Origin of the sequence: Marinimicrobium alkaliphilum (assembly GCF_003259155.1) — a bacterium.
Classification (GTDB): domain Bacteria; phylum Pseudomonadota; class Gammaproteobacteria; order Pseudomonadales; family Cellvibrionaceae; genus Marinimicrobium_A; species Marinimicrobium_A alkaliphilum.
This window is the reverse complement of record NZ_QGMQ01000005.1, coordinates 146,922-158,870: the sequence shown is the minus strand read 5'-3', so window position 1 is coordinate 158,870 and position 11,949 is coordinate 146,922. Positions and strand designations below refer to the sequence as shown.

The window sequence follows — 11,949 nt, the reverse complement described above, 5'->3', positions numbered from 1 at the left end:
GTTTTGAACGTCAGTGCCAAATGCCACTGAATATTCATTCGCCTTTGCCAGGAGTTTTCTGGAGTCTACGCTCCGCTTTTGATGTGAAATATCTTCGATATTGTTGTTTTGGTCAAGGAAAATCCGCCTATAAAGGGTGACCGACAGTTGCTATACTGCTGAGCCTTTTTTCATTCCCCTTGTCCTGGTCAAGCTCATGAAAACCGAAGTCGGTGCCCTACGCGTCTCCGTGGTCATGTCCCTGGTGGTGGGTGGCGTTGCGGTTACTGCCGCGACTTTCACCAACTCCCAGGCCATTCTGCTCGACGGCTTGTTCAACCTGGTGTACTTCGCCATCGCGCTGGCAACACTCAGGGTCAGTCAGCTTGCCAGCGGGCCGGACAGTGACCAGTTTCCTTTCGGTTACAGCTACTTTGAATCCCTCGTCAATGTGGGCAAAGGGCTGTTGATTTTGGGGGTGTCCGGATTTGCGCTCTTTGATGCGGTCAATGCGCTGCTGACGGGCGGTCGGGAAATTGTTGCCGGGTTGGCCATTGCCTACGCGGCCTTCGCGGCTCTGGTGTGCAGTGTCTGTGCCTGGCTGATGCAGCGCACCCTCAGGCATGTAGACAGCCCTCTGGTGCGCATCGATCGTGACAACTGGGTGATCAACGCAGTCTTTACCGGCGTCGTGCTGCTGACCTTCTGTCTGATTCCCGTGTTGCAGGCCTTTGGCTTTGATACCGCCACCCGCTACATCGATTCGGTACTGGTTATTGTGGTGGTGCTTTTTTTTCTGGGCGTGCCGGTACGTATGGCCAATCAGGCGCTGCAGGAACTTCTCAACCGCACGCCGCCTGAACCGGTTGCCGCTCCGGTGCGCGCCGCCATCGAAGCGGCACTCGTCGACCTGCCCGAGCACACGCTTTATGTGCGGATGGTCAAGCCCGGGCGGTTACTCTATGTGATTGTGCACGTGGTCTTGCCTGCCGACTACCGGCCCGACTCGCTGGCGTCGCTGGACCGCGTGCGTGAGCAGATCGACAAACAGGTGCGCGCCTTCTACGCGCCCCTGGTCACCGATGTGATTTTTACCACGGAAGAGCGCTGGGCGGCGCCGTCGAGCGGGTTGCTGAGCACGAATTCCAGCGTTTAGCGGCAAGCACTGACAACGACGGTCAATGATTTCTTTCGGCTTCCCGTTTGATGATGGTTTCCAGTAGGTAGGGCTTGTCCTTCTCGTAGAAGGAGGGATCAATATTGGTATTGGGCAGATAAAAAATCTTGCGCTGTTCGACATTGAGCAATGCCAGGGCCTCACTGAAATATTGCTCGAACAGGCTATCGATGGCGCCGCTGGCATGTGCCTTTTTTAACCCGTACTCCAAACGCTCGGCAAGGCCTTCGTGCTTCTCGGACACGAAGAAGTACATCGGCAGGTAGGTGTAGATGGCCAGGCCGTCGACAATGGCAAGTTCCGGCATAATGTCTTTGTAAAATGCATACTCGGGGCCTATTTCATAGGCGCCCCGCATTAACAACTGAAAGCGATCGGCACCTAACATTGGAAACAGGGCTTTGTAGTTCCCGCCATAAACAACGCGAAAACCATTGTCCTCAAGCAGTTTGGCGGTTGACCAGCCTCGCCCTTGACCAATTTTCAAGGCTTTCAGACTCTCCACGCGCTCAATCATATTGAACAGTGTCAGATTTTCTTCGTGCGCAAAAAACAAGCGGTAGCTCGCCAGACCTTTCATGATGGGGAACTGTACCATCCGGGTACCTTCCAGCCACTCAGGCATGGGCATGGAAACAGCAACCGATAGATTTGTACCGTCGATAAGCTGCTGCAGCTGTCGTCGAATGACGGTTTGCTCACCTTGCTGAACGATTTCGTAAGGGCCGTATGTATCCCTGGATGATTCCAGTGCAAGTTCCAGGAGGGCGTCGGCATAATCGCGATGAAGCCCGGCTCTTTCCATATAGGGAATATTGACCAGGGTCACGCCCTGCGCCGAATCCAGAGCCTGCGCCGAAAAACTGATGATCACGCAGATCAGCATTAGGAGATGTTTCACCATAATCTCCGCCCACCGTATTTCAGGTTTTCCCATGTCCAGATATATCATACTCGCATTTAATCATCAGTGGCGGGATTAGCGCGCAGTAAAGTTTCGGATTTTCAAAAACCAAGTATCAAAGCAATGCCCGGTGTCCGCCCCTGTTCTCCTGAAATAGGGCGATAACCGGTTCCAGGACCGAGATTGTGCTGATGAACACTCGTTCTGTTTTTACGGCGAGTGCTTTGGGGGATTATCAACTGCGCAAAATACTGATGACGATTGTCGCCACCAGGGCGAATGAAAATGTCAGGCTATAGAGCGCGCCGATAGCGCTGAATTTTACCAGCGTTATCCCCCAGCTTTGGCGGTAGAACGCTTTTTGGCTCAGCAGTAAGTAGATCGGGGCACTCCACAGGTACAGGTTGAACAGCCATCCTAGTGCGACGGCGATCGCAGGCCAGGGCTGGACCAGAGCAATGAGTTTGGCAAACCCTATGGCCAGCATTGCCCATTGGAGCAAAAAACTGTGACTGTGGAGCGCGAGGATAAGATGCTCGATGTAATAGTGTCGGCGCGACAGGTAGATGACTTTGAGTAGCAGTGCGAGCATAGGCAAGAGTAAAAACATCACCTGTGGGGCCAATGAAAAAAAGCGGCTGATGCCCAGTTCAGGATTCTCGATAAGGCGCGCAAGTTTGGTATTCACCGAGGCATTCAGGTCTTCGCTCAGTATGGGCAGGTGCACGCTGGGCGCGCCAAACGCCGGCGCGGCACCGGTCTCAATGCCGGTGGGTGGCTCGTAGGGAATGGCCAGCGCGAACACCAGAAAGGCAACAATTGACGTGAAAATATACAGTCTTAGCGGCGGCACATAGGGTGCGCGGTGACCGTCGACGTAGCGCCGGCTCAGGTATCCAGGGCGTATCCACAGCGGTGCAAGGGTGCGCCAGAGTCGATTGTCCCAGTTGCTCAGCTCTCCGAAAAACTCGGGAATCAGCCTGAGCAGACTGCGGGTGTACTGCTTGTCGTCCTGTCCGCACTGATGGCAGAAGGGCCCTTGCAGGTCTTCACCGCAGTTGCTGCACGACGACGCCGAAGTGGACGAAACCATCAGAAACCTCTCATGGGCTAGACGGTGAAAAAGCGGTTACCCCCGCCAGAACATCGGGCTGAACAATACCAGGAGGGTAAACACCTCCAGGCGCCCGAGCAGCATGGAGAAGGTCAGGACCCACTTGGCGCCGTTGCTGATGTCGCCGTAGTGGCCGGCGACGTCGCCCATGCCGGGGCCGAGGTTGGTGATGGTGGCGCCCACCGCGGAGAAGGCCGTTATCAGGTCCAGACCGGTCAGCAGCATAATCAGAAACATGGCGATGTACATCACCACGTACATGGCGAAGAAGCCCCACACGGCTTCGACCACCCGGTCGGGCACGTTGATCTTGCCAACCTTGACCGGGATTACCGCATTCGGATGAATCAGACGGTGAATCTCGCGCACGCCCTGTTTGTAGAGCAGCAGTACGCGGATCATTTTCATGCCGCCGCCGGTGGAGCTGGCGCAGCCGCCCAGGAAGGCGAGCAGAAATAGGGCATAGGGCAGAAATGACGGAAAGCCGTTGAAGTCGGAGGAGAACCCGGCGGTGGTGAGGGTGGAGGCGAGGGTGAAGAAGCCCATGACCAGGCTGTCCCCGGTGCTGTAGGTGTTGTGCATCATCAACACCCCGATGGTGACCACGGTACCCACCAATAACCAGCCGAAGTAGAACCGGAATTCGGCGTCGGCGAAGTAATGAAGCAGACTTTTTTCCCGCCAGGCGAAAAAGTGTAGGGCAAAGTTGGCCCCGGCGATGATCATAAAGACCGAGCAGATCAGCAGAATGGCGTTGCTTTCAAAGTAGTGCATGCTCTGGTCGTGGGTGGAAAAGCCACCGTTGGCGACGGTGGAAAAGCCGTGGCCGACGGCGTCGAACCAACCCATACCGGCGAGTTTGTAGGCGATGATGCAGGCCAGGGTAAACATCAGGTAGATGGTGAACAGTACCTTGGCGGTGCCGGTAATGCGCGGCGTGAGCTTGTTGTCCTTGACCGGGCCGGGCGCTTCGGCCCGGTACAGCTGCATGCCCCCGACGCCGAGCATGGGCAGGATCGCCACCGCGATCACAATGATCCCGATGCCGCCCAGCCACTGCAGCTGCTGGCGGTAGAAGAGGATCGAGCGCGGCAGTTCGTCCAGCCCGGTAATGACGGTGGCCCCGGTGGTGGTCAGGCCCGACATGGCCTCAAACAGGGCGTCGGTGACCGACAGGTTCAGGCCCAAAGAAAAGTACAGGGGCAGGGCGCCGAAGGAACCCAGAACAAACCAGAACAGTGCCGTGATCAGGAAGCCGTCCCGGGTGCGCAGTTCACCCCGCGAGGCGTGCACCGGAAACCAGATGGCCATCCCCACAATAAAAGCGATGCCAAAGCTCAGCAGAAAGGTCATGTAATTGTCGTCGCCGTAGATCAGCGACACGACGATAGGGGTCAGCTGGGTCAGGCTGAAGAGCATCAGCAGAACGCCAAGCACCCGGGCAATAATGGCAAATTGCATGGCGGTGGCAGCCCCCTAGAAAAAGGTAAATCCGACCTGGAAAAGCTTTTCCACGTCGCGAATGTGTTTTTTGTGCAGCAGGAAGATAATCACGTGGTCGCCGGACTCGACCACCACATCGTCGTGCGCAATCAGTACGTCGCTATTGCCATCGCCTTTTTCCCGCACAATGGCACCGATGTTGGCGCCTTCGGGCAGATCGATATCTTCCAGTGCCCGGCCCACCACTTTTGAGGAGTTGCTGTCGCCGTGGGCGATGATTTCGATGGCCTCGGCGGCGCCCCGGCGGAGCGAGTGCACGGCCACCATATCGCCCCGGCGGACATGGGTGAGCAGGCTGCCGATAGTGGCGCTCTGGGGCGAAATGGCGATATCGATTTCGCCGCCCTGGACCAGATCCACGTAGGCCGGATTATTGATCAGGGTCATCACCTTGCGTGCGCCCAGGCGCTTGGCCAGAAGCGATGACATGATATTGGCCTCGTCGTCGTTGGTCAGCGCCAGGAAGACATCGGTATCCTCGATATTTTCGTCCAGCAACAGGTCCTGATCCGAGGCGCTGCCCTCGAGCACGATGGTGCGCTCCAGGTGCTCGGCCAGATGCGCACAGCGCTCGGCGTTGTGTTCGATCACCCGCACCCGAAACCGGCCTTCGAGTTTTTTCGCCAGACGATAGCCGATATTGCCGCCCCCGGCGATGACGATGCGCTTGTAGGCGGTTTCCAGTCGGCGCAGCTCGCTCATCACCGCGCGAATATCGTTCTTGTCGGCGATAAAGAAGACTTCGTCATCCGCTTCGATCACCGTCGAACCGGTGGGCATGATCGCCCGGTTGCGCCGGTAGATGGCGGCTACCCGGGTGTCGACATTGGGCATGTGCTCGCGCAAGAAGCGCAGCTCGTGACCCACCAGGGGGCCGCCGTGGTAGGCCTTGACCGCCACCAGCTGTGCCTGGCCATTGGCGAAGTCCAGTACCTGGAGCGCGCCCGGCTGCTCGAGCAGTTTGAAGATATAGTCAGACACCAGCTGTTCCGGGCTGATCAGGACGTCGATGGGCACGGCACTGTCGTCAAACAGGCGGCTGTGGGTCAGGTAGGCAGTGGCTCTGACTCGGGCGATCTTTGAGGGGGTGCGATACAGGCTGAAGGCGATCTGGCAGGCGATCATGTTGGTTTCGTCGTTGCTGGTCACGGCCACCAGCATATCGGCGTCCTCGATGCCGGCCTGAACCAGGACATCGGGGTAGGAACCGACGCCGTGGATTACGCTGATATCCAGGCGGTCGCGCAGTTCCCGCAGCCGGGTGTTATCGGTGTCGATCACCGTGATGTCGTTGGCCTCGTTGGCCAGATGCTCTGCAAGGCTGCCGCCGACCTGTCCGGCGCCGAGGATGATAATTTTCATTGCGTGTCAATGGACCCCAAGTTAGCCGGCTTCGGCATCGCCAAAGCCTAGCTTATTTTGTCTGTTTTTGCAGTCGGGCATAGTAAAAACCGTCGTGGCCGTCGGTGTGTGCCAAAAGTTGCCGCCCGCAGGGCTGGGCCAGCCCCCAGTGCGCGTCAATGGGCAACTCCCGGGCGTCCTGGCGGCGGGCCAGGAAGGCCTCGACGACGCGGGTGTTCTCCGCCGGCAGGGCCGAGCAGGTGGCGTACACCAGCAGGCCGCCGGGGGCCAGCGTGTCCCACAGGGCATCCAGCAGTTGGCCCTGCAGTTGGCTCAGGCGCTCGATATCCTCGGGTTGGCGCAGCAGCTTGATGTCCGGTTGACGGCGAATAATGCCGGTGGCCGAGCAGGGCGCATCGAGCAACAGTCTATCGAAAGCGCGCCCGTCCCACCAATCCTGGGGGCGGGTGCCGTCGCCGCAAGCCACCTCGGCGCTCAGGCCCAGGCGCGCCAGATTGTCTTCGACCCGGGTGAGGCGCCGGGCTTCACTGTCCAGGGCGACAACCTCGAGGTCGTCGGTATGCTCAAGGATATGGCCGGTTTTTCCGCCGGGCGCGGCGCAGGCATCCAGCACCCGCTGGCCGGGGGCGAGGTCAAGCAGATCCGCCGCCAACTGCGCGGCTTCGTCCTGCACGCTCACCCAGCCCTGATCGAAACCGGGTAGACCGGTCGGATCCTGGGCTCGGTCCAGGGTGACGCCCCAAGGGCTGTATTCGGTGCCCCGGGCGGCAATGCCGAGGGCGTGTAGTTGGCTCAGGTAGTCATCGCGGCGGGCGTGGCGGCGATTGACCCTCAGGGTCAGGGGCGGGTGGCTGTTGTTGGCGGCAACAAGGCTGTCGATCTGGGTCGGCCAGGCTTTGCGCAGTTTGCCGTACAGCCATTGAGGGTGAGCACTTACATACTCCGCAGAGTCTGACATCTGGGCGTCCATCTGGTCAGCATCGCGCTGATACTGACGCAGAACACCATTCACCAGATTGCTCGCCCAGGGTTTTTTCAGTGCCTTGCAGGCGGCCACGGTCTCGCCGATGGCGGCGTGATCGGGGATGCGGGTGTAACCCAACTGGTACAGCCCGAGTAGCAGCAGGGCCTGAATATCGCTGTCCTTGGCGCGCAGGGGCTTGTCCATCAACTGGGCGACGACGGTCTGCAGGCGCGGTTGCCAGCGCAGACAGCCGTAGCAGAGTTCCTGAAACAGCGCCTGGTCCTTGGGGGCAACTTTGGCCTGAGCCGCCGGGAGCAAGCTCGCGAGGGACCCCTGGTGGCGCAGCAGTTGGCCGATGGTGCGCGCGGCCTGGGCGCGCAGGTTCACGCCGGTAGCTCCAGCACAGTGCCCGGAGACAGCAACTGCGGATGGCCGCGCAGTAAGTCGGCCACAGGCAGGGCTTTTTTCCCGGGCAGTTGGATCCGGGTCAGACGCAGGCAACCCTCGCCGCAGGCGACGTCGATACCCTCGGCGCCGGTGGCGACCACGGTGCCGGGCGCGGCGTCCGCGGTTTGGGGCAGCGCATGGGCCTGCCAGAGACGGATGCGGTCCGCGCTGCCCGACTCCCGGGTGGTGGCCACCGGGAAGGGGTTGAACGCGCGCACTTTCAAGGCCAGGCGCTCGGCACTCTGGTGCCAGTCGAGCGCCGCTTCATTCTTGCTGAACTTGGCCGCGTAGTTGGCTTCGCTATCGTCCTGAGACTCGGGCCGGGCGCGGCCTTCAGCCAGTTGCGCCAGGGCGTCGAGCAGTGCCGGGCCGCCGACTTCGAGCAGCTTGTCGTGCAGGCTGCCGCCGGTGTCCTCGGGGTCGATGGTGCACTCGGCTTTGACCAGCATGGCGCCGGTGTCCAGGCCCGCATCCATCTGCATGATGGTGACGCCCGATACCTGGTCGCCGGCTTCGATGGCGCGCTGGATGGGGGCCGCACCGCGCCAGCGGGGCAAGAGCGAGGCGTGCACGTTGATGCAGCCCAGGCGGGGGGTGTCGAGGATACTCTGGGGCAACAGCAGGCCGTAGGCCACCACCACCATCAGGTCAGCCTCGAGTGCCGCCAACTCGGCCCGCGCGGCGTCGCCTTTGAGGCGCTCGGGTTGGTAAACGGGCAGGTCGTGGCTTTCGGCCAATACTTTGACCGGGCTGGGGCGCAGTTTCTTTCCGCGCCCGGCCGGGCGATCCGGTTGGGTGTAGACGCCCACCACGCGGTGGTGACTGTCGAGCAGGGCTTGCAAGTGGTGGGCGGCAAAATCCGGTGTACCGGCAAAGACAATGCGCAGGCCGGCGTCACGTTCGGCTGAGGTCATGGATAGCGGGTCCTGGGCCCGGTGGGCCTGAGCGGGCGGGCTCAGGCCTGCAGGCGGTGTTGTTTTTCCAGTTTTTTGCGAATGCGCTGGCGTTTGACGGGCGAAATATAGTCGACGAAGAGCTTGCCGTTGAGGTGATCCAGTTCGTGCTGGATGCACACCGCAAGCAGGCCCTGGGGCTCGAGCACAAAGGGTTCACCGTTGCGATCCAGCGCCTTGACGCGCACGTGGCGGGGGCGCTCGACGGTTTCATAGAAGCCGGGCACCGACAGGCAGCCCTCGTCGTAACCGCCCAGCTCCTGGTCCAGTACCTCGACCTCCGGGTTGATGAACACCTGGGGCTCGCTCTGGGTATCGGACACGTCGATCACCACAATCTGCTTGTGGACATTGACCTGGGTTGCCGCCAGGCCGATGCCCGGGGCGGCGTACATGGTCTCGAACATGTCGTCGATCAGTTGCCGGATACGATCATCCACCTGCTCGACTGGCTTGGCCACATTTCGCAGCCTGGGGTCAGGAAATTCCAGAATTTCGAGTTTGGCCATAGTCTTTGTGACGAACTTCTAGTAAAAAGATAATAACCACTGCTAACATTATGACCGAGCAAGGTTTTGGTCGGCGATAACGCAGGCAGTGGACCTCTATTGCGTATTATAACGCCTATAAGCCCCAAGACCGAATAAAACGGGATCGGATTCTATGAAAAAGCTAATTTTTGCGGTTTTGGCGGCATCCATGCTTTCAGTGCTGGCGTGGGCCGACCGGGACACGGCGTTCCGGTCGGATCATCCGGAGGAATACGTGGTCGAGCGGGGTGATACCCTCTGGGACATCTCCAATAAATTCCTCAACACGCCCTGGCTGTGGCCGGAGATCTGGCACGTCAATCCCCAGATTGAAAACCCGCACCTGATTTTCCCCGGCGATCTGATCCGCCTGGTCTACATTGACGGCCAGCCGCGCCTGACGGTTGAGCGCACCGTACGCATGGCGCCCGGCGATACCCGCCTGCAACCGAGCATTCGGGTACTGTCCGAGGAAGACGCGATCCCGGCCATCCCCCTGGATCGGATTGACAGCTACCTGTCCCGCAGCCGGATTCTCACCGAGGGCGAGCTGGACAACGCTCCTTATATGCTCGCCGGTCCCGAGCGCCGCCTGATTGTGGGTATGGGCGATCGGGCCTATGCCCGGGGCGATCTGTCCGAAGACGTGGACACCTACGGCGTGTTCCGCAAAGGTGAGGTTTACCACGACCCGCAAACACGCGAGCGCCTGGGTGAGCATGCTCAGGCCATCGGCACGGTGCGGGTACGTACCCGCACTGACGACGTGGCCACCGTCACCGTGAGTCGGTCCTACGAAGAGATTCGCATGGGCGATCGCCTGCTCCCGAGCGAGCAGCGGCCGGTGGAGTCCGTGTTTTACCCCAGCGCGCCGGATGACGACATCGTTGGCCAGATCCTGGCGGTCGAGGGTGGGGTCTCCCAAATCGGCAAGTTCGATGTGGTCATGATCAACCGCGGCGAGCGCGAGGGTCTGCAAGTCGGTAATGTGCTGGCCACCTACAAGCGCGGTGAACAGGTGCGCGACCGGGTCACCAACGAGCGGGTCAATCTGCCCGACGAGCGCGCAGGTCTGGTGATGATCTTCCGCACCTTTGAGAAAATGAGCTTCGGCCTGGTGCTCGAAGCTGACCGCCCGCTGGCGGTGGAAGACCGGGTGCGCAACCCCTGATGAGGGCGTGACCCTCCCCGGCGGCCTCCGGGTCGCCGGGCTTGCAACTCCCAACCCCAATGATTCAAGGATGAACCATGTACGCATCACTGCAAGCCGTTCTGCTCCTTCAACGCCTGCCCGGTCTGGGCGCGTCGGCGTTTGCCAAGTTTCTGGAACAATTCCCGCACCCCGAGCACTGCCTGGAGCGTCCGTTGGCGGAGCTCAGTGGGCATTTGAGTCCGGAAGCCCTGTCGGCCTTGGGTGCCTACCGGGATAACCCCAAAACGAGCCCGCTGGGGCAACGATTGGAAGAGGACCTCGCCTGGCTCGACCGTCACCCTCGGGTTTCCGTGGTGGTCAAAGGCGATCCGGACTATCCGCCGCTGTTGGCGGAGATTCGCCGGGCGCCGCCGGTGCTTTTCGTGCTTGGTAATATCAATGCGCTGAGTTTGCCCCAACTGGCGCTGGTGGGGAGCCGGAATCCCACGGCTGGGGGGCGTGAGAACGCCTGGCAGTTTGCGCACTATCTCGCCGGTTGCGGGTTCGCCATCACCAGCGGCCTGGCGTTGGGGGTAGACGGCGTGGCCCATCAGGGTGCCCTCGATGCGGGCGGCAAAACCCTGGCTATTATGGGCACCGGGATCGATCAGGTATATCCCAGTCGGCACAAGTCCCTGGCGGCCGATATCGTTGAGCAGGGCGGGGCGCTGGTGTCAGAATTTCCCATCGGCACGCGCTCGCAGCCTGCCAACTTCCCCCAGCGCAACCGCCTGATCAGTGGCTTGAGTCTCGGCACCTTGGTGGTTGAGGCGGCGGTCAAAAGCGGCTCACTGATCACCGCGCGCTATGCGCTGCAGCAAAACCGGGAAGTCTTCGCCATCCCCGGCTCGATTCACAATCCGCTTGCCAGGGGCTGCCACCAGTTGCTGCGCGATGGCGCCACCCTGATAGAGACCGGACAGGACGTCGTCGATCAGCTCGCCGGCTTACTCGCGTACCAGACCGAACTCTTCGCCGCGACGCCCGAGCCCGCGCCCGGCAACGCGCCGGTGTTGGACCAGGAAGAACAGCAACTCCTCACCCACCTGGGCTATGACCCGGTGGATATCGACACCCTGGTGGTGCGCACAGCCCTGGATCCAGGGACGTTGCTGGCCCAGCTGATGGGCCTTGAGCTCAAAGGGGCCATCAGTGAGCGTGGCGGTTGTTACGTGCGTGTCGCTTGAGCTAACCCCTGTGCTAGGGTAGATTGCTGCGCAGTCTCTGATTAGCACAGGATTTTCCACCATGACCCTTTGGGATCGACACCCCCGCATTCATTGCGCGGCGCGCCTGCTGCACCGCGGTGCCGTGGTCGGCTATCCGACCGAAGCCGTCTGGGGCCTGGGTTGCAACCCCTGGAACCGCTTGGCGGTTGAGCAGGTCCTACGCCTCAAGGCGCGGCCCGAGCACAAGGGCCTGATACTGCTGGCCAGCGATATACACCAATTGACCCCACTGTTGCAGAGTCTCAATGGAGAACAGCGCGAGCGCCTGGCGGGGAGCTGGCCCGGGCCCGTGACCTGGCTGATTCCCAACCACGGTTGGGCGCCGCCCTGGGTGACCGGGCGGTTCAGCGCGGTCGCGGTGCGCGTGACCGATCACCCGGTTGCGGCAGCACTCAGTCGCGCCTTTGGCGGTCCGATTGTCTCTACTTCTGCGAATCCGCAAGCCTTGCCTCCGGCGCGTACCGCCGTGGGTGTGCGCCGCTATTTTGGTCGCGGCCTGGACGCGGTGCTCCCGGGGACGGTGGGTACGCGCACCAAGCCCTCGGAAATTCGCGACTTGATCACCGGTGAGCGGGTGCGCGCCGGTTAAACCCTA

At 60.8% G+C, this 11,949-nt stretch carries 11 protein-coding genes; 4 read left to right on the top strand and 7 right to left on the bottom strand.

Features of this window, described 5'->3' with window-relative positions; translation table 11 throughout:
* Positions 1 to 196: 196 nt before the first annotated feature.
* Positions 197 to 1,135 carry a cation transporter gene (locus DKW72_RS09890; RefSeq protein WP_111642352.1) on the top strand — a complete coding sequence of 313 codons (939 nt, stop codon included), beginning with the start codon at positions 197 to 199 and terminating at the stop codon, positions 1,133 to 1,135.
* A 22-nt stretch (positions 1,136 to 1,157) separates the two neighbouring features.
* Here the strand turns inward: DKW72_RS09890 and DKW72_RS09885 are convergent, their stop codons facing one another.
* The 7 genes from DKW72_RS09885 to def form a co-directional block, all read right to left on the bottom strand.
* The gene (locus tag DKW72_RS09885; protein ID WP_157960455.1) at positions 1,158 to 2,060 is read right to left on the bottom strand and encodes a type 2 periplasmic-binding domain-containing protein; all 903 of its coding nucleotides are present in this window, start codon (positions 2,058 to 2,060) and stop codon (positions 1,158 to 1,160) included.
* A gap of 235 nt (positions 2,061 to 2,295) precedes the next feature.
* Positions 2,296 to 3,153, bottom strand: a complete 858-nt coding sequence (locus tag DKW72_RS09880) for a DUF3667 domain-containing protein (RefSeq protein WP_111642194.1) — start codon at positions 3,151 to 3,153, stop codon at positions 2,296 to 2,298.
* Between the two features lie 36 nt (positions 3,154 to 3,189).
* Positions 3,190 to 4,635, bottom strand: coding sequence for a TrkH family potassium uptake protein (locus DKW72_RS09875; protein WP_111642193.1), 1,446 nt, complete (start codon positions 4,633 to 4,635; stop codon positions 3,190 to 3,192).
* Positions 4,636 to 4,650: 15 nt separating this feature from the next.
* A complete protein-coding gene (trkA, locus tag DKW72_RS09870; protein ID WP_111642192.1) occupies positions 4,651 to 6,039 on the bottom strand; it encodes a Trk system potassium transporter TrkA in 1,389 nt (462 codons plus the stop codon).
* Between the two features lie 52 nt (positions 6,040 to 6,091).
* Positions 6,092 to 7,390 (bottom strand): 16S rRNA (cytosine(967)-C(5))-methyltransferase RsmB, encoded by a 1,299-nt coding sequence (rsmB, locus tag DKW72_RS09865; RefSeq protein ID WP_111642191.1) that lies wholly within the window; start codon positions 7,388 to 7,390, stop codon positions 6,092 to 6,094.
* Entirely contained in the window at positions 7,387 to 8,364 is a 978-nt protein-coding gene (gene fmt, locus DKW72_RS09860) for a methionyl-tRNA formyltransferase (protein WP_111642190.1), read from the bottom strand. The genes rsmB and fmt overlap by 4 nt, the downstream gene beginning before the upstream one ends.
* A gap of 41 nt (positions 8,365 to 8,405) precedes the next feature.
* On the bottom strand, positions 8,406 to 8,912 hold the full coding sequence (gene def, locus DKW72_RS09855) for a peptide deformylase (protein ID WP_111642189.1): 507 nt from the start codon (positions 8,910 to 8,912) through the stop codon (positions 8,406 to 8,408).
* A gap of 154 nt (positions 8,913 to 9,066) precedes the next feature.
* Between def and DKW72_RS09850 the strand changes: the two genes are divergently transcribed.
* The 3 genes from DKW72_RS09850 to DKW72_RS09840 all read left to right on the top strand — a co-directional run bounded on the left by DKW72_RS09850 (position 9,067) and on the right by DKW72_RS09840 (position 11,943).
* Positions 9,067 to 10,104 carry a LysM peptidoglycan-binding domain-containing protein gene (locus tag DKW72_RS09850; protein WP_111642188.1) on the top strand — a complete coding sequence of 346 codons (1,038 nt, stop codon included), beginning with the start codon at positions 9,067 to 9,069 and terminating at the stop codon, positions 10,102 to 10,104.
* 77 nt (positions 10,105 to 10,181) lie between these two features.
* On the top strand, positions 10,182 to 11,312 hold the full coding sequence (gene dprA, locus DKW72_RS09845) for a DNA-processing protein DprA (protein ID WP_111642187.1): 1,131 nt from the start codon (positions 10,182 to 10,184) through the stop codon (positions 11,310 to 11,312).
* Between the two features lie 61 nt (positions 11,313 to 11,373).
* Entirely contained in the window at positions 11,374 to 11,943 is a 570-nt protein-coding gene (locus tag DKW72_RS09840; RefSeq protein WP_111642186.1) for a Sua5/YciO/YrdC/YwlC family protein, read from the top strand.
* The last annotated feature ends 6 nt before the right edge of the window (positions 11,944 to 11,949 follow it).